Genomic DNA, 18,587 nt, shown 5'->3' on the forward strand with positions numbered 1-18,587 from the left:
CTACTTGACTCTCCCGAATGGAAAGTATTAAATGGACGAAAAATTAAGGACTTAAAGAGGGAATCAAAAGACGAGAATCAACGGACAAAATAAAATCTACGCCTAACACCATGTTTAAACTATGCCCGGTGATGTGGTTCTCGAAATTTTCTGCTTTTTAATTACATTTAGTGCAGCTCGACACGGGAGTGCTCTCAAGCGGGCACAATATAAACACTTAACGTTAGCACCCTCATTGTAACAACCCGCCTATGAACAAATACATTACCCTAATTATACTTCTCTTATTTTCGGCAACAGCCTTCGCTCAAAATAAAAAGAAAGTTATTGAATATAGGTTTCCGACTGAACGGGATGATTCAATTGCAACGGAGAACTATAAATGCACTTACCGCAACATCTATTCTTTGCAACAACGTTTGCAATTTTATCCTTTTAATAAGGCTAATAAAATCCTTCTAATTTCGTACGACGACACCACCGTAACGCAAAATACGACTCCAGTTAAGAATAGGAAACTTGATATGACCCAGGTGCGTGAAAGCTTAGTTCTAAACGACTTACAAATCGACAGTTTAACAAAAATCCTTTATAATGTTGGCGTTAAATCGACAGACTATTGGTTTCAGCTTGCCGACCCAGGACGAAAATGTTATAACCCCAGAAACTCTGTTATCTTTTTAAACGACAAAGGGCGAGTAATAGATTATATCGAGATTTGTTTTGAGTGCCATCAAGATAGACTAAGCTCAAAGACAATCAAGAATTGGGCGTCATGTGAATCCAAGTTTGAATTACTACAAGACTATTTTTATTGGACAGGACTTAAAATTGGGACCATTAGACGGGCAGACTAGAAAAACGACGAACAGCTAACATCACCTTGTTGCAATTGCGGCTGCGAGATTTATGTTATTCCGGTGCTATCTATTACATCAGTGCTGGCTTGCGGTTGACTTGCTCTCAATTTCGCAATATCAACAAGCCTAGCCGTTAGCAGAATTATAAAAATGTTAAAATGAGATTATCCTTACCAATTATAGTATTGTCTCAACTTTTTTGTACTTCACTTTTGTTCGCAGGAAACTCAATAATATCTGATCCTCTGCAACCTTAACGATTACATCCTGTCTTCCTATTTCTTAAATCTTATTTCTTACATCTCACAACTTCTTTCTTATCTTAATAAAATTTCCGAGTCAAATATGGAAAACCAATCAACAATACGCAATTACACTATTTCTGATAAAGAGGCCGTCTTAAATTTACTGAAGCTCAACACTCCTGCTCACTTTTCTGCGGAAGAAGAAAAAGACCTTAACTACTATCTCGACCATGAAATTGAGCAGTATTTTGTGCTGGAGTTAAATCAGCACATTGTGGGCTGTGGTGGCATTAACTTTTCTGAAGACAATAGCACCGGCATAATAAGCTGGGATATCATTCATCCCGAATTCCAGGGACAATCGCTGGGCAGTAAGCTTTTAAAATACAGAATCGGTAAATTGCAGCAGCTTGAAACGGTTCATCAAATCATCGTGCGGACATCTCAGCTATCTTATAAATTTTATGAGAAGCTAGGCTTTCGGCTTCTGGAAGTGATGAACGATTATTGGGCAAAAGGTTTTCATTTATATAAGATGAAATATGTAGACTCCACCGAGCTTTCCTGCACCAGCGAATAACGAACTTGTAATAAACTGCAAGTCATTTGCGACTCTGTTTCGCCAAAACTAAGGGCATTATCAGAAAGCGACTCACATTCAAGCCTTCTCCCGGTAAACGGATGAGCAAGCTCATCCGGATGACCGCCTTTATTGCACTTTCGTCACTTTACCCGACCCGCTGATAGCAGCATTTACGGTAGGATCACCTTTGTAACGAATGGTCCCGCTTCCGCTGATATTAGCGTTCAGATTATCTGACACGAAAACTTCGATTCCGCCGGAACCCGATATGTTAGCATTTGCCGTATTACAAACCAGTGCAAATGCGCGGATCATACCTGAACCACTCAGCTGTATATCAAAAGTTTGACATGTGCCTTCCATGTCGAGCCTTCCGCTTCCGCTAAGCCGTGCGGTAACTTTCAATGCCGAAACTGAACTTGCGCTGATCTTGCCCGAACCAGCCACTTCAAAAGACATATGCCGCGGGGTAAACCCATCAGATACATCCATATTTCCCGAGCCCGAAAGCTTCGCCTTTTCCAAGTCGCGCGTATAAACGATAAATTTGAAGCGGGTGCTTTTGAGGCATCTTTCACTGTCGATCCGGAGTGTTCCGTTGGATACCCGTGTACGAACATGCTCCATCTGGTTCGAATTTCCTTCGATCATAATTTCGTGCCGCTCTCCTTTTCTGATTTCTATATCGCCCTCCATGAGGTAATCTACGGAATTAAAATCTGCCAGAGCTCTCGTTTCGGTGTTGATAGTATTGTTTCCACGTACACATGGTCTAAATCCGTCGTCGAAGTTGCAGGCGGCAAGCAAAGCAGTGGCAGTAAGCATTAAAAATGCTTTCGTTTTTATAGTATTCATAATATTAGGGTGTGTTTAAAATTCTATACGGTAATACAATGAGGGAATGATTCCGGAAAGGGTAATCGGTTCTATTTTATTTTTCTCCGAATTATAAAATTCTCCTAGTTGGTTAAGCCTGTTCATTGCATTTTGGATGTCGAGGAAGAAGGCATGGGCTACCCGGGGGCGATTTATTCTATAGCTGGCAGAAAGATCGACCCGGAAATAGGCAGACGTTTTCAAAGTGTTTACTCGGTCTTCGTAAATAGTATGATAGTCGTTCTTTACAGATTCCTCAAGATTTATCGGCGAATAAGGACGCCCGCCGGTATATACAATTTTGGTATTCAGCCCCACAAGGTTTTTGCCGGCCGCCCCTGTTTTCCATTCCTTGCCCGATACAAAGCTTCCGGCGTAATTAGTGTTATAATCGGTATTGAATACTTTGCCGTTAATGTTCTTGAATCGTGAGTCGAACAGAGAGGAGGTAGCGAGGAAATAATATCCCCTGCTCAACGATTTCTCTAAAGTAAGTTCCAAACCGGTATTAGATCCTTTGCCCTTATTAACCAGTTGCCTGTATCCACGCGAATAGACAAAATATGCGTTTGCCGTGTTCAGCGAAGAAAAGTTAGCATTGGGGTCGTTCGAAACAGGCACATTAAACAGTTGCTGATAATAGGCCTCTGCTTTGAACCTCAATCCCCCACGAAAACTTCGTTCATAGCCTGCTACCGCATGCATTGCTTTAGTGGGCTCCAGTTTTGAATTAGAAGTAATCACTGTACCGTCTTTAAGTTCGTTCCGCGCGAAATAATAAGCCATAGGTTCTAAACGGCTGTGTACTCCAGTACCAAGTGAAACCTGTTCGCTGGGAGATATCCACCAGGTTAACCCTAGTCTGGGTTCAACGCTGTATGTATCACTCAAATCGAAATAACTGGCATGCAAGCCCGTATGTAGCGCAAATTTATCGGTAAACTGATGCTTCCACTGCCCGTACACTTCCGGATTCCAGGCTGAACCTTTCGCATCCAGTACCATGCTCAAACGTCCGATATCAATTTTATGAGTGAGTGAGCTTAAATCAAAACCAAGTCTTGATACAATCATCCCCGCTCTGAAGGTGTTTCTTGCGCTGGCTTTATAATTTAAAAGCCCCGAATAACGCATGGCTGTATTTTGATAGGCATCTCTTCCGAATACATTCACTTCATAACCGTTCGTTAGGGTATCTCTGTCGTCTGTAATCTTACTTCCGGAAAGAGAGACAATGTTTTTTAGGTAAACTTTATTGCTGAGTTGCAAAATATGCTTCAGGCCTGCACTTCCGGAGTTGTAAACAGATTTCCGGTCGGACTTATCGTCTAACACCTCCCATGAAGTGTAGTCGCGTTCAGCATCCATTTTCTGACCGCTATTTCCCCCGATCCCAAAAATTGAGAAGGTTCCGGCATTTGCGGTAGGAAAGTTGAAGTTGAACGCAATATCCTGGTAAACCGGAGTAAACCCTTCGGGCCATGGCGATATGCCGATCTTATCCAGAAAGCTTAACGTAGAATACCTGTAATTAACGAGGTAGGATGATTTGCCGCCCGCTTTAAACGGACCCTCTAAAGAGGCTTCTGTGCCTAAAACTCCAGCCATAAACGAATACTCTCTTTTCTCTGTGTTTCCTTTACGAAACTGCAGATCAAAAACACCGGACAAGGCATTCCCATACTCAGCCGGAAAGGCACCCGTCAAAAAATCGGAGGTACTGAGCATGCTCGAACTGATCATACTTATTCCCCCTGCCGAGCTTCCCTCCTCTCCGAAATGATTAGGGTTTATAATTTCCACTCCTTCGAGCCGCCATTGCAGGCCTTTTGATGAGTTACCGCGTACAACGATATCGTTATTCACATCGTTACCGGCGGTTACGCCGGCCAGGCTAAGCGCCATACGTGCAGGGTCAAAAAAACTGGCAGCGTACCTGCTCGTTTCTTCTACAGTGAATGATCGGGCGCTTACAGTCGTCATATCATTTATCGACCTGCTTCCGCCCTTTTTTGCGGTTATCACTACGGCATTAAGATCTGTAACAGATTCAGACATAGCGATGGTAAGCACCAGCTCTTTTCCTGAGCTAACCAGAACCTGATTGAGGGCCACGGGTCTGTAGCCAATGGTCGTGGCCTCGATCTCCTGACGTCCCACAGGCACGTTTAAAAAGCGAAACTCGCCAGCCTCGTCTGTCGATACAAGCTTGACAGGGCTTACGGAAGTTAACCGGAGAATAACTCCCGGAAGAGGCGAATTACTTTCTTTATCAATCACTTTACCCCTAACAGTTTGCGTGAGTTGCAACGGAGGTTGATCAATCTCTGCCTTAACTTTAGACGGTCGGCTTTTTAGCACGATCTGTTTGCCAATCTGCTGCCATTGCAAACCAGCTTTTTCAGTTATTGCATTTAATACCTCTGCAATGGTCTTTTTACTAAGCCTTAGGCTGATCTTTTTTTCGAGAGGGATATCTGTATTGCTGTAAGAAAAATTAAGTTTATGATTCTTCCTAAGGTCGGCCAGTATACTTAATAATGGCTGTTCATTGTAATTGACGGAAATTCTGTCGGCTGTAGTTTGCCGCGCCCACACGTTCAGAGTAAGGCATAAAATCCCCGTTAAGATTAATATCTTTTTCAAATTGTTCATCGTGATACGTTTTGGATTACTGTTTCTTTTCGACGACGTAAGCGGAATCAGTTTTTTGTACATGGAGATCCAGCATCGCTTCAAGCACCTGAATAGCCTGATCGAGTGGAATATCCTTGAATGAAGTAGTAATGCGATGCTCGAGAAGCTCCTCATCTTTCAACTCAAACCTTACCCGGTAAGAAGTTTCGAGCGTTTTTAGCACTTCAGATAAAGTGGAGTTATTAAACACGAGTTCTCTATCTTTCCAGTACAAGAAATTTCGGTTTTCAAACTTCGACTTAGCAGCATAGCCTTCCCGGGTAATTAGTCCGGCATCCCCTGGAAGTAAGATCAACTCCTGGCCAGGGTTTTGCGAGGGCTTGAAGGACACTTTACCGGTAACTACCGAGACCTTAGTGCCGCCTTCGCCGTTCTGCCGAACGTTAAAGGACGTTCCCAGCACTTGGGTCAGCGTACCTGCAGTTTCGATGATAAATGGTACATCTGGGTTTCTGGTAACTTCAAAAAATGCCTCTCCGCTTAGTTCCACATTGCGTGATTGAGCCTCGTTTAAGTCGCTGTTAAAAGTCAGCAGACTGTTCTCATTCAGCCACACCTTTGAGCCATCTGGAAGTACAACCTCTTTCTGCTGTCCTTTGAGAGTTGCCACCTCGATCAACTGACTTGAGTTAAGGGATTTGTATCCAAAGAACACAGCAACAGAGATTAATATTAAACTGGCTGCAATACTAAGCCAGCGCATGCTGTTTCGCGGTCTAAGCTCCACGATTTTCTCACTTACATTAATCGATGCTTTAAGCCGCTGCCAACCTGCTTTGGTATCCACATGAAAATCTTCGGGGTAGTTCTTGGTTGCATCCCAGGTTTGCTGAAGCTCTTTAAGCAAATCGGCTCTGGCCGGATCGTCACCCAGCCATGCTAACAACTCATCCGTTTCCTCTATGGAAAGGTCGTTAGACAAATATCTGCTCATCAAGTTCCAGTACTTTTCCTCGGTCATAACATCAGGCGATAATCAAAGCAGCTAAAGCTATTACTCCAAATAAATCATCCATAGAAGCCGAATCTTCCATACACTTTTCAATAGCTTCATTCAACAATTGCTCTTCCATCTTAGGTCGTTTATAAATATGACAGTTCGAGAGGCATCTACCCCTACTCAAATATTAAAAAAATTTAAAATCAGTATAATCCCTATTAAGAGCAGCCATTTTCTGAGATGCTTCAAGGCCTTAGTCATCTGGCTTTCAACCGTTTTTACAGAAATATCCAGATGCTCTGCTATTGCCTTATAGCTTAATTGTTCATATCGGCTTAATATAAAAACGGTACGACATGCTTCGGGTAAGGCCTTGATGGCGGCATCTACACGCAGGCTGGTCTCTTTGAAATCAATGGAATCTGCTGTGGAATTAATGTCAGAACCAGTCTCCAGTCCAAAGTTAAGATCACGGCTTAGAGCGTTCCGGTATTTTTTATTGTAGTTGATCGATTGGTTGATCGCGCTCTTAAATAAATAAGCTTTGAGAGAAGTGTTGATCTCTAATGAATCTCTATTCTCCCAAAGCTTATAAAAGATGTCCTGTACAATATCTTCTGCCAGGTCTTTATCCTGTAGGATACGGTAAGCGGCAGCACACAGGGGCTTATAATTAACCTGGAACAATGCTTCAAAACCCGAGATATCCAGCAACAGGGACATTACAATTATCTATTTGTGTATTTAGCGTATTCTATTGACGTATAAACGCGGTTGCGCGTTACAAAACTCAAAAAAGAATTTCATTCGACACATTGATTTTTTTAACTTGGGCGCTTATTAATCTATAATTAAATAAGCATGAGAGTTACCGTAGTTGGAGCAGGTGCCGTAGGCGCAACCTGTGCCGATAATATCGCAAGGAAAGAACTTGCAGAAGAAGTTGTTCTTTTAGACATCAAAGAAGGATTTGCCGAAGGAAAATCTATTGATATGATGCAAACTGCTGCATTACTGGGCTTCGACACCAAAATAATTGGGGTAACCAATGATTACGCGAGAACTGCAGATTCTGATGTGGTGGTAATCACTTCTGGTCTGCCACGCAAACCTGGAATGACCCGCGAAGAACTTATCGGAACGAACGCTGGTATCGTTAAAAGCGTTACAGAAAACATCCTTAAATATTCTCCAAACACCATTATAATTGTAGTATCCAACCCTATGGATACCATGAATTACCTTACATTCAAAACTTCCGGCTTACCTAAAGAAAGAATCATTGGTATGGGCGGGGCTTTGGATTCTGCGCGTTTTAAATATTATTTAAGTCAGGAACTTCAATGTTCTCCGGCCGATTTGAATGCAGTAGTTATTGGCGGACACGGCGATACCACCATGATTCCTTTAATTCAGCATGCTACGTGGAACAGCATCCCGGTAACACAGTTATTAAGTCAGGAACAACAAGACAGAGTAGTTTCTTCGACCATGGTTGGTGGCGCTACTTTGACGAAACTGATTGGTACATCCGCCTGGTATGCACCGGGAGCTGGAACTGCAGCAATGGTTGAAAGTATCCTGCGCGATGAGAAAAAACTAATTTCTTGTGGTGTAGCGCTTGACGGCGAATACGGACAAAAAGATATTTCGCTGGTTGTACCTGTAATCCTGGGCAAAAATGGCTGGGAAAAAATTATTGACTTTAAATTAAGCGATGACGAACAGGCTGCTTTCAACAAAAGTGCTGATGCTGTTCGTGGCATGAATAATGTACTTGCCGAATCAAAATTAATTTAAGTAAAGCAATCAGCCTTTAAAAGAGGCAGTGTTTTCGACATACGGGTTAAATTCAATCATGCATAAAGTTAACCTTGAAATTTTAAATCTGCACGACGATGGCTTCCACCTTTTGGTGGAAGTTTTCGTTTTCAACCAACCCTTCAAGGCCGTAGTAGATACGGGTGCATCCAGAACGGTATTCGATAAGTCTACCGTTGAAAATTATATCGAAACGGATGCTCTTCTTGCCAGCGACAAGCTCTCCACAGGTTTGGGGACAAACTCCATGGAAAGTTATACATTGACGGTTCCGCACCTCATTATAGGTGAACTCGAAATAAGTGACTTTGAAACAGCAGTATTAGATCTTTCGATGATTAACACGGCATACCAAAGCATTGAAATTGGACCAATAATTGGGGTTATCGGGGGTGATATTCTGATGAAGTATCAGGCTACCATCAGCTATGCTTCGCAAGAAATACATTTTGTAAAACCTGAACCGCCATCTCTGGATAACTAGTAAGCAACCGACATGAAAGACTTAAGGTCCCGGGAAGACATAGAACTACTGGTCGATTCATTTTACCAGAAAGTTCAGCGTGATGAGCTGATCGGCTATATCTTCACAGATGTTGCAAAGGTAAACTGGGACCATCATCTGCCTAAGATGTACGACTTCTGGGAAGCAATTCTTTTCGGACAGAAAGGATTTAAGGGGAATCCCATCGAAGTTCATTTTAAGCTCAATCAGAAACATCCCCTTCTGGACAGCCACTTTGAACGATGGAAAAGTATCTTTTATGCTACAGTTGATGAGTATTTCTCAGGCGAATACGCTCAGTTGGCAAAGGAGAAAGCCCAGTCCATCGCCGATCTTATGTTTTTTAAAATAAGTACTTTAGGCAGACCTACTCAAAATAAAAAATAACACTCAAACAAAATCCAGAATTTTGTACTTTTAACTGAGGACCAAGACCTTAGACCTCAGCCGGAAAATGAAAGCATCGCTTTTCCTCTTTTCTTCTCTTCTGTTACACAGCGTATGCTGGGGGCAAAATATTAGCGGAAAATGGTATGGGAAAATTATCCAGGGGCCAGGTGAGCTTTGCCAGATCTGCAATTTCGAGCTTGAGCTAAGTCACAGAAAAAAAATTTCCGGAGAATCATACACCTTCATTAAAGATACTAGTGATATCCGGATAGGGCTGTTCGGATTTCTTTTAGGTGATAGCATTAAGCTTGAGGAAAGCGAGAATTATATCTACCGTTCTAAAAGGCCACCAGGCTGGGATATTTGCATAAAATCTTTTACCCTGAAATACCATAAAGTCGGGCAGGATGAATTTCTGTTAGGCAGAGGCACCGGCGTTACCCTGGACGACTCTGTTTGCATCCCGGCCCAAATTGTATTGTCGAAAACAAAAACGGCATTAAACGCCTATCTGCACGACCCTTCTGCCGTGCAACTGGCAATCAACAGCCCCCCCAATCTTTCCGTGCTACCCAACTTTACTCCCGTCTTTCTAAATACCTCGCTAAAAACAGTAAAAGAAATTGAGGTACGCAACAGAAGCCTCGAGCTTCGGATAAATGATTACATGAATGTTGACAACGATACCGTCTCGATATATTTTAACCGGGATATTGTTGCAAACAAACAGCGTATTTCAAAGAAACAGGTGAGGTTAAACATAAATCTGGACAGCCGGCTAGAATTAAATGAAATTATTCTTTTCGCCGAGAATCTGGGCCGCATCCCACCTAACACATCACAACTTCTGATCGTTGACGGGGCTAATACACATCGCCTCATGATAGAATCAGATAAACAGAAGAGCGCTGCAATATATCTTAAATATAAACCCTAATAGTTACCAGCAAGATGTTGGACGACAACAATAAGGTTCAAAAAATTAAAATGCAGGCTAATGGCATTTTGCTAAGCCTCATGCTGCTTATTTCTTCACAGAGCCTGTGCCAGACAGATTTAAGAGGAATATGGAATGGTCGTATAACTACTGATAATCATGAGGCTGGTGCAGACTATATGATAAGCATTGAAGAGCATAAAGACGGAATAGTTAGCGGAAAAGCGCTATTATACAAACCGAACCTCTTTGCATATGCTTATGGTGTTCAGCAATTTTTTGGCACTATCGAAAAGGGAACTATTACGATAAATGATATACAGATCATTGATGGCCGCCTGCCTACTTCTCAGTATTATCTCTGTTTCAAGCTGAGCAAACTCCAATATAAACAGTCTGACGGGCAGGAATCATTATCAGGCAACTGGACAAGCGAAACGCCTAACTGCCTGCCTGGAAAGATATCCTTAACGCGGCTCGACGAGCAAAACACAGCAGGAGTTCCGGAATATGTATTAAAAGCGATTAAACGATATGGCACCGAACCCGGATTCAGGAAAACCACCCTGTCAAAGCCATTGGTTGTGGATGTAAGTAACAAGATTCTGAAACTTGAGCTAAAAGATTACCTTAAGGAAGACAATGATACCGTAAGCATTTTCTTCAACCGTCAGCCGCTTTTCAACAAAGTAAATATTAAAAAGAAAGCACATACCTTTATAATTTTGCTAAATTCAGACTTAGCTGTTAACGAACTGATTATGTATGCCAATAATCTCGGAACAATTCCACCTAACACATCAAACCTTGTTATATCTGATGGCAGGAAAACACATAACTTACTCATAGAGTCCACCCTTCAGAAAAGCGTAGCCATATACCTTAAATATAATCCGAGATGAAAAAAATCTTACTTATAGCCTTTTTTATATTCGCTGTATTCTCAGCCCGGGCTCAGAACTACAAAGGAATCTGGCACGGATATCTCACCGGAGACGGACTAGTCAACAAATCATCTTACGCACTTGATGTTAAGAGCCAGGAAGGCCATATCATTACAGGCAGGGCTTATATCTACAATAACTACTTTTTCGTTTTTTATGGGATCTTCGACTTTATCGGCACTATTGACCAGGGAAATTTAAAAATCACCGAGCTTGCCCTTGGCGAATATGAGCTACCCAAACATAATTTATGTACCAAGTTTGCTAATGTAAATTACTCAAAGCAAAGTGGCACTGAATATCTAAAAGGTACATGGAAAACGCTAAAAGGAATGTGTCCGGTTGAGGATGTGGTGCTGAAAAAGTATGTTTCAGAGAAAGAAGACACCGATTTCCCTGAACACCTGATGACCAAGATCAAGGAAGACAAAAGTAACGGGATCTTGTTTAAAGGCACTACCCTGACAAAACCTTTCGTATTAAATATTACAAAGCCCACTGTGAAAATTGAACTGCGCGACTATTTGAAAGAGGATAATGACACGGTAACGGTATACGCCAATCGCGATGAGGTAATTTCTAAACGACGGATTACAAACAGAGTGTATAGGAAGACTATTTCCTTTACCAAACTACACGGCCTCAATGAAATTATCGTCTACGCAGATAACCTGGGAAAAGTCCCCCCGAACACTTGCGTGATGATCATAGATGATGGCCATTCCAGGCAACAGGTCAATATCATTTCGTCAAAGCAAACAAGCGCCGTAGTGTACCTTAACTATAAACCACTGGCAGCGAATCCTTCACAACCTGAAGTCGTGCCAGAGCATCAGCGCGCGCAAACAAAGCAAAAGAAGAAAGTGGTAAAGGTAACCGCAAGCCTTTAGTTTTCTTAAACAATAAAACCCGGTCGATGCCGGGTTTTATTGTTTCTTTTTCAGTTTCGACTACACGTCAATCCTTCTGGCATATTTTGCATTCTTCTCAATAAACTCACGGCGCGGTGCCACTTCATCGCCCATAAGCATTGAAAAAATATGATCACAATCGGCAGCATTTTCGATGCTCACCTGACGAAGTGTTCTGGTCTCCGGATTTAATGTCGTATCCCATAACTGTTCTGCGTTCATCTCTCCCAAACCTTTGTATCGCTGAATGTGCACGCTGTCTTCTTTACCAGAGCCTTTTAAGCGCTGAACTGCCTGATCACGCTGAACATCGTTCCAGGCGTATTCAAACTCTTTACCCTTCTTAACCAGATACAACGGAGGAGCTGCGATATACACATATCCCGATTCGATCAATTCCTTCATATAACGGAAAAAGAACGTGAGAATCAAAGTAGTAATGTGTGAGCCATCGACGTCAGCATCCGTCATGATGATGACGCGATGATATCGAAGTTTTTCGATATTTAAAGCCTTATTATCCTCGGCAGTACCGATACTTACACCAAGCGCCGTAAACATGTTCTTGATCTCGTCGTTCTCATAGATCTTATGTTCCATCGCTTTCTCTACGTTCAGGATCTTACCCTTTAAAGGTAAAATGGCCTGAAAGTTTCTATCCCTTCCCTGCTTCGCCGTTCCACCTGCCGAGTCACCCTCTACCAGATACAGCTCACATTTAGAAGGATCCTTATCAGCACAGTCGGCCAGCTTTCCAGGCAAACCTGATCCACCCATGATACTTTTACGCTGTACCATTTCGCGGGCTTTACGTGCTGCCGCGCGAGCGGTTGCAGCTAAAATAACCTTGTTTACGATCATCTTAGCTTCTTTCGGATTTTCCTCCAGGTAATTCCCTAAGATTTCGCCCACTGCAATATCTACAGCACCCATCACCTCGTTATTTCCTAACTTGGTTTTGGTCTGCCCTTCAAACTGCGGCTCCTGCACTTTTACGGATATAACGGCAGTTAAGCCTTCACGAAAATCGTCGCCTGTAATTTCGACTTTCATGTTTTTAAGCAGCCCGGATTTTTCGGCGTATGATTTCAGAGTACGGGTTAAGCCTCTTCTGAAACCGGCTACGTGTGTACCTCCTTCGTGGGTATTGATGTTATTTACGTAAGAATGGACATTCTCTGCGTAGGTTTCGTTGTATTGAAGCGCAAGTTCTACCGGAATACCCTGTTTAATTCCTTCGACATAAATTGGATCAGGGATCAATGAAACCCGGGTTCCATCCAGATATTTAACAAACTCGCTAAGTCCGCCTTCAGAGTAAAACTCTTCTTTAAGGAAACTTCCGTCTTCCTGCTCCTCGCGCTCATCAACCAATACCAGGCGGATTCCTTTGTTAAGGTAGGCAAGCTCGCGTAAACGTGCAGCCAGAGTGTCAAATTTATACTCCGATGTGAGACTGAAGATAGTCACGTCAGGCTGAAAATGCACGATAGTACCAGTTCTTTGCGTCTCTCCGATTACTTTGACATCATACAGAGGCTTCCCGCATTCGTACTCCTGACGGAAGATCTGTCCTTCGCGGTGAACGGTTGCGGTTAAATGTGTTGATAGTGCGTTTACGCAGGATACACCCACACCGTGCAATCCGCCCGAAACTTTGTAGGTATCCTTATCGAATTTACCACCGGCATGTAAAACCGTCATTACTACTTCGAGTGCCGACTTTTTCTCTTTAGTGTGCATGGCGGTAGGAATACCCCTTCCGTTATCCTCTACAGAGATAGAATTGCCTTTATGTATTTTAACTAAAATGTCAGTACAATAACCTGCAAGCGCCTCATCGATCGAGTTATCTACAACCTCGTAGACAAGGTGATGGAGCCCTTTGAAACCAGTGTCTCCAATATACATGGACGGGCGCTTTCTAACAGCTTCCAGTCCTTCTAAAACCTGAATATTATCCGCGGAATAATTAGACTTATCTTCTTTTTCTTCGCTCATATTTTATTTTAAACAACAATCCCAAATTTAACTTTTTAGAACGAATTTCTGGCATTTGTGGATAAATATGCGGGGTGTGGAAACCGATTTCAATCGCTCTATTTCACTATTCGGTGCAATTTGACATTGTAAGGTTAAAGCAGCTTGTTATTAACTTCGAAAGTTTATCTTTGCTCTGAAATTTAACTCCAAAAAATGAACAAAAATCTTTTTAAACTAACAGCTGGTTTATTAACCGCTGCAAGTTTTATAGTTGCTTGTAACCAGGACAAACCCGCAACTGCGCCTGCTGCCAGCACTACTACAGCCGGCAAAACCGTTGAGCCAATTGTGTATGTACACTCTGATTCATTGCTCGAAAATTATAGCTACTTTAAAGACATCCGCAGCAAAATGGAATCTAAATCTAAAAAGGCGCAGGTCGACTTAACCGCTAAAGGAAATGCTTTCCAAAGAGAAATTGCCGAATATCAGCAAAAAGCACAAACCATGAGCGCAGACGAGCGTGCCAGTACCGAGCAAAGACTTGCGCGCAAGCGTCAGGAATTAGATGCCTTCAACCAGAATGCAAGCTCTGCTTTGGCAAACGAATCTGCAGCCGAAAACGAAAAACTATACGAGAAAGTAGCTGAATATCTTAAGGGATACGCAAAGAAAAAAGGGCACAAAATGGTGCTTACTTATTCAAAATCGAACCCTACCGTTTTGTTTGCTGATGAAAGCCTGGATGTGACCAAAGAAGTGGTAGCGGGTTTGAATAGCACGTACAAAAGCGATAAAAAATAATTTTTCATTTTAGCCATTGATAAAACCTCAGCAATTTGTTGAGGTTTTATTGTTTCAAGGTATGGATAAGGCAAAGCAGGAAAAAAAGTTCATGAGAATGGCGATAGCTCTCTCGCAACAGAATGTTGAAAAGGGCCTGGGCGGACCATTTGGCGCTGTGATTGTTAAAGACGGTAAAGTATTGGCACGTTCTGCTAACCGGGTTACTACCACTAACGATCCCACTGCCCATGCCGAAGTTGCCGTAATCCGCCTGGCTTCAAAAAAGCTCAAAAGCTTCGACTTGACAGGTTGTGAAATCTATACCAGTTGCGAGCCCTGCCCTATGTGCCTGGGGGCGATCTATTGGTCGAGGATATCCAAAGTTTATTATGCTAACACTAAAGATGATGCAGCAGCAATAGGGTTCGACGACAAATTTATTTACAACGAGCTGGACTTGCAGCCAGACGACCGAAAATTACCAGCAACACAGCTCCTTAGGGAGGAAGCGATTAAAACATTTGAACACTGGCAGGAGTCTGAATCTAAAATCCAGTACTAGATTAATCGTCGAAAAAGCTGTCCGCTATGGGCCCTGAATCCTCTCCCATCAAATCTTCAATATCCCGGCGTTCTTTTTTTGTAGGCCTCCCCGCCCCCCTGTCTCTTCGTAAGAGCGGCGAATGAAACATTGACTGATAGGCCTGCGTTTTTTCTACCGGAGTTACATCTTCATAATAGTTCACGGCTTTTTTGGCGTCAACACGATTGAATAATAAGTCTGTAACTTTAATTTCGCGGCGTTCAATACCCTTAGAAACGTGATAAACCCCGCCAATTTTGACTTCATGAGAAGGTTTCATATTGTTTCCCTCAAGCTTCACACGTCCGGCCTTACAGGCCTCGGTTGCCAGAGTGCGGGTTTTAAACACCCTTATTGCCCATAGATATTTATCGATACGTAATTTTTCCTTGTCTGCCATGGTATTGCAGGCTTGCTTTGCTCTATGCAAATGTAAACACCCGCAACTATATTTAAAGCCTAAAAAAAAAGCTTGGAGGATATCTTCCGTAAGACACGCAACGTCATTTTCCAATTCGAGGTTATAAGTATAGATTTATCCGAATATATTTTATGCGATTTATCCTCCTGCTCTCATTAATGTTAATTATTCAATCGGTGTATGCAGCAACTGATAGTTGATTCTGCCAATACGTATTGTAAATAAATGCTTAATCTGAGCCCGGCGATGAACGACAGGTCTAAAGAGTACGATAGCAAAGTAAAGCTCGGCTTCATTCTTCTTTCTATTTAATTTGCTAAAGCTTGGGCATTACTTAAATATTTCTTTTGAAAACCTTTACTTTGCGAAAAATATTAGAAATGATACCTGAATTAAAAAAACGCATTGAAGAAGCCTGGGAAGACCGCAACTTATTAAACTTCCCCGATTATACTTCGGCCATAGAAAGCGTAATATTAATGCTTGATAAAGGCGAGATCAGAGTAGCCGATCCTATTGGGAACCGCTGGCACGTGAACGACTGGGTTAAAAAAGCAGTTATCTTGTATTTCCCTATCCGCCATATGGAAGAAATCAGCGTGGGTCCTTTTGTATTTCACGACAAGATGAAGTTAAAAACAAACTTCAAAGACCTTGGCGTTCGGGTGGTGCCGCAGGCAACTGCTCGCTACGGCGCATATCTTGCCAAAGGCGTTATTATGATGCCGTCGTACGTTAACATCGGCGCTTACGTGGATGAAGGCACAATGGTCGACACCTGGGCAACAGTAGGCTCCTGCGCTCAAATAGGCAAAAACGTTCACCTTAGTGGCGGGGTAGGCATTGGCGGGGTATTAGAACCGGTACAAGCTGCTCCGGTTATCATCGAAGACAATTGCTTTATAGGTTCAAGAGCCATCGTTGTTGAAGGCGTAAGAGTTGAAACCGAAGCGGTATTAGGCGCAAACGTTTGCCTTACTGCTTCGACCAAAATAATTGATGTTACAGGCGAAACTCCGGTAGAATACAAGGGCGTTGTTCCTGCACGTTCGGTAGTAATACCTGGCTCATACACCAAAAAATTTGCCGCCGGTGAATTCCAGGTGCCCTGCGCATTAATTATCGGCCAACGTAAAGAGTCGACCGATAAAAAAACTTCGTTAAACGACGCCCTGCGCGAACATAACGTAGCTGTATAGCACACATCAATCGTAAGAGGCTTGGTCCACCAACCTCTTACGTTGATTCATTGCACTAAAACTACTCCATCTCAACACCTGACACCCACACCTTTTCGCTTTTACCTTTTCGCTTCGATCATATCCTTTTCCCTTTAACCTTTAACCTTTAACCTTTCCCCTCCTACCTCTAACCTTTTCCCACCAACCTCCCCTTCCACCTTTCCTCTAAACATATTACCTTTACAGGATGCGAATTGGCTTTGATGGCAAACGAGTGGTTCAAAATTTTACGGGTTTGGGTAACTACAGCAGGTTTATTTTAGATCTGCTAAATACTCATTTCCCGGAAAATGAATATTGGGTTTATTCAAAGAAAAAAGCATCCGACAACCTTAAAATCCCTAAAGGAGTAAAATTTCGCCATCCCGCCAGATACAAATTTGCACCACTTTGGCGGAGTTACGGCGTGCTTCGCAATCTTAAAAAAGACAACATCACTTTATACCATGGCTTAAGCAACGAATTACCCTTTGGGATTTATAGCGCAAAGATTCCTTCGGTAGTAACCATACACGATTTAATATTTCTGAGGTTTCCAGATTTCTATCCCGCCCTGGACCGGTTTATATATCGTTACAAATTCGATTATGCCTGTAAGAAAGCCACCCGCATAATAGCAGTAAGCGAACAGACCAAAAAAGACATCATCAGCTACTTTGGCACACCAGCCGAAAAAATAGATGTTATTTACCAGGGATGCAATGATGTATTTAAAAATCCTGCATCAGATGAGCACAAAAAGAGGGTCAGCAAAAAATTTAATCTCCCTGATAACTACCTGCTGCAGGTAGGAACTATCGAAGAGAGAAAGAATTTGCTCCTTACTGTCAAGGCCTTAAGAAATGTCCCACAGAATGTAAAGTTAGTGGTGATAGGCAAGCAGACGGATTATATTAAAGAAATAAAAGAGTATATCTTAAACCATAAACTCGAAAACCGGGTGATCTTCTTGAAGAATGTACCGGTAGAAGATCTGCCGGCTATTTATCAGCAGGCAAGAATTTTTGTATATCCTTCAGAATTCGAGGGGTTTGGAATTCCGGTTATTGAAGCGCTTTATTCGGGGGTCCCTGTTATAGCGGCCACGGGTTCTTGCCTCGAAGAAGCAGGTGGACCAAAAAGCTGTTACATCCATCCGAAAGATGATGTACAGCTATCCTGGACAATTAATTCAATTTTAAATAACCCTTCTAAAAGTGCTGAGATGGTAGAAGCTGGATATGAATATGTTAAGAAGTTCTCTGAGGCAGAATTAGCAAAAAAGCTCATGGAGGTATACAAAAAAGTTTTAAATCATGCTTAGAGACGAGGTAAACAAGGCCTTTGATATTATACAGGCAGGCGGAATTATTCTTTATCCAACAGATACTATTTGGGGGATCGGCTGCGATGCCACGAACGAATCAGCTGTCGCAAAAATTCTAAAACTGAAGGGAAGACCCGAAAACAAAAGTCTGATTATCCTTCTGGATAACGAAAACAGATTAGACAGCTACGTTTCTGAGGTCCCCGAAATTGCCTATGACCTGATAGAATACGCCGAAAACCCGCTGACCATCGTTTTTTCGGGAGCAAAGAACCTTGCGAAAAATGTAGTAAATGCAGATAGCAGTGTGGGCATCAGAATAGCCAAGCATCCTTTTTGCCAGCAGCTAATCCAGCGTTTTCGCAAACCAATTGTATCAACATCAGCCAATCTGAGCGGAGAAAACTCACCGGCAACCTTTTCTGAAATAAGTGGGGCCATACTGGATGGCGTAGACTATGTAGTTGATTTTGAACAAGACAAGAACTCTAAAAGCCAACCATCAACCATTATGAAACTGGAAGCAAATGGCCAGTTTAGCTTTATTAGAAGATAACA

Annotated in this window: 19 protein-coding genes; 13 read left to right on the forward strand and 6 right to left on the reverse strand. The window is 42.4% G+C overall.

What is annotated here, in order from left to right:
* Positions 1-251: 251 nt before the first annotated feature.
* Positions 252-857 (forward strand): hypothetical protein, encoded by a 606-nt coding sequence (locus J3P43_RS13645; protein WP_255903313.1) that lies wholly within the window; start codon positions 252-254, stop codon positions 855-857.
* Positions 858-1,205: 348 nt separating this feature from the next.
* Positions 1,206-1,685 carry a GNAT family N-acetyltransferase gene (locus J3P43_RS13650; RefSeq protein ID WP_255903315.1) on the forward strand — a complete coding sequence of 160 codons (480 nt, stop codon included), beginning with the start codon at positions 1,206-1,208 and terminating at the stop codon, positions 1,683-1,685.
* 129 nt (positions 1,686-1,814) lie between these two features.
* Here J3P43_RS13650 and J3P43_RS13655 read toward each other — a convergent pair whose 3' ends face one another.
* From J3P43_RS13655 to J3P43_RS13670, 4 genes are all read right to left on the reverse strand, one after another.
* Positions 1,815-2,543, reverse strand: a complete 729-nt coding sequence (locus tag J3P43_RS13655; RefSeq protein WP_255903317.1) for a head GIN domain-containing protein — start codon at positions 2,541-2,543, stop codon at positions 1,815-1,817.
* A 15-nt stretch (positions 2,544-2,558) separates the two neighbouring features.
* On the reverse strand, positions 2,559-5,219 hold the full coding sequence (locus J3P43_RS13660; protein ID WP_255903319.1) for a carboxypeptidase regulatory-like domain-containing protein: 2,661 nt from the start codon (positions 5,217-5,219) through the stop codon (positions 2,559-2,561).
* 16 nt (positions 5,220-5,235) lie between these two features.
* Positions 5,236-6,222: a FecR family protein gene (locus J3P43_RS13665; protein WP_255903321.1), complete on the reverse strand. Its 987-nt coding sequence runs from the start codon at positions 6,220-6,222 to the stop codon at positions 5,236-5,238.
* A 159-nt stretch (positions 6,223-6,381) separates the two neighbouring features.
* Positions 6,382-6,924, reverse strand: a complete 543-nt coding sequence (locus J3P43_RS13670; protein WP_255903323.1) for an RNA polymerase sigma-70 factor — start codon at positions 6,922-6,924, stop codon at positions 6,382-6,384.
* A 138-nt stretch (positions 6,925-7,062) separates the two neighbouring features.
* Between J3P43_RS13670 and mdh the strand changes: the two genes are divergently transcribed.
* From mdh to J3P43_RS13700, 6 genes are all read left to right on the forward strand, one after another.
* Entirely contained in the window at positions 7,063-8,001 is a 939-nt protein-coding gene (mdh, locus tag J3P43_RS13675) for a malate dehydrogenase (RefSeq protein ID WP_255903325.1), read from the forward strand.
* Positions 8,002-8,059: 58 nt separating this feature from the next.
* Entirely contained in the window at positions 8,060-8,506 is a 447-nt protein-coding gene (locus J3P43_RS13680; RefSeq protein ID WP_255903328.1) for an aspartyl protease family protein, read from the forward strand.
* Positions 8,507-8,518: 12 nt separating this feature from the next.
* On the forward strand, positions 8,519-8,914 hold the full coding sequence (locus J3P43_RS13685) for a group III truncated hemoglobin (protein ID WP_255903330.1): 396 nt from the start codon (positions 8,519-8,521) through the stop codon (positions 8,912-8,914).
* A 67-nt stretch (positions 8,915-8,981) separates the two neighbouring features.
* A complete protein-coding gene (locus J3P43_RS13690) occupies positions 8,982-9,854 on the forward strand; it encodes a hypothetical protein (RefSeq protein ID WP_255903332.1) in 873 nt (290 codons plus the stop codon).
* Between the two features lie 14 nt (positions 9,855-9,868).
* Entirely contained in the window at positions 9,869-10,756 is an 888-nt protein-coding gene (locus J3P43_RS13695) for a hypothetical protein (RefSeq protein ID WP_255903335.1), read from the forward strand.
* A complete protein-coding gene (locus tag J3P43_RS13700) occupies positions 10,753-11,688 on the forward strand; it encodes a hypothetical protein (protein WP_255903337.1) in 936 nt (311 codons plus the stop codon). The genes J3P43_RS13695 and J3P43_RS13700 overlap by 4 nt, the downstream gene beginning before the upstream one ends.
* Before the next feature lie 60 nt (positions 11,689-11,748).
* On the opposite strand, the gene gyrB is transcribed toward J3P43_RS13700, so the two are convergent.
* Entirely contained in the window at positions 11,749-13,710 is a 1,962-nt protein-coding gene (gyrB, locus tag J3P43_RS13705) for a DNA topoisomerase (ATP-hydrolyzing) subunit B (protein WP_255903339.1), read from the reverse strand.
* A gap of 195 nt (positions 13,711-13,905) precedes the next feature.
* On the opposite strand from gyrB, the gene J3P43_RS13710 reads away from it, so the two are divergent.
* Both J3P43_RS13710 and J3P43_RS13715 read left to right on the forward strand, forming a co-directional pair.
* Complete coding sequence (locus J3P43_RS13710; protein WP_255903341.1) at positions 13,906-14,496, forward strand: OmpH/Skp family outer membrane protein; 591 nt, start codon at positions 13,906-13,908, stop codon at positions 14,494-14,496.
* A gap of 61 nt (positions 14,497-14,557) precedes the next feature.
* Positions 14,558-15,040 (forward strand): nucleoside deaminase, encoded by a 483-nt coding sequence (locus tag J3P43_RS13715; RefSeq protein ID WP_255903343.1) that lies wholly within the window; start codon positions 14,558-14,560, stop codon positions 15,038-15,040.
* A 1-nt stretch (position 15,041) separates the two neighbouring features.
* Here the strand turns inward: J3P43_RS13715 and J3P43_RS13720 are convergent, their stop codons facing one another.
* Entirely contained in the window at positions 15,042-15,461 is a 420-nt protein-coding gene (locus J3P43_RS13720; protein WP_255903345.1) for an RNA-binding S4 domain-containing protein, read from the reverse strand.
* A gap of 401 nt (positions 15,462-15,862) precedes the next feature.
* On the opposite strand from J3P43_RS13720, the gene J3P43_RS13725 reads away from it, so the two are divergent.
* The 3 genes from J3P43_RS13725 (at position 15,863) to J3P43_RS13735 (ending at position 18,585) form a co-directional block, all read left to right on the forward strand.
* A complete protein-coding gene (locus J3P43_RS13725; protein ID WP_255903347.1) occupies positions 15,863-16,681 on the forward strand; it encodes a 2,3,4,5-tetrahydropyridine-2,6-dicarboxylate N-succinyltransferase in 819 nt (272 codons plus the stop codon).
* 229 nt (positions 16,682-16,910) lie between these two features.
* Positions 16,911-18,026, forward strand: a complete 1,116-nt coding sequence (locus J3P43_RS13730; protein ID WP_255903349.1) for a glycosyltransferase family 4 protein — start codon at positions 16,911-16,913, stop codon at positions 18,024-18,026.
* Positions 18,019-18,585 (forward strand): L-threonylcarbamoyladenylate synthase, encoded by a 567-nt coding sequence (locus J3P43_RS13735; RefSeq protein WP_255903351.1) that lies wholly within the window; start codon positions 18,019-18,021, stop codon positions 18,583-18,585. The genes J3P43_RS13730 and J3P43_RS13735 overlap by 8 nt, the downstream gene beginning before the upstream one ends.
* The last annotated feature ends 2 nt before the right edge of the window (positions 18,586-18,587 follow it).

The organism is Paradesertivirga mongoliensis, from assembly GCF_024436395.1.
Classification (GTDB): Bacteria; Bacteroidota; Bacteroidia; order Sphingobacteriales; family Sphingobacteriaceae; genus Paradesertivirga; species Paradesertivirga mongoliensis.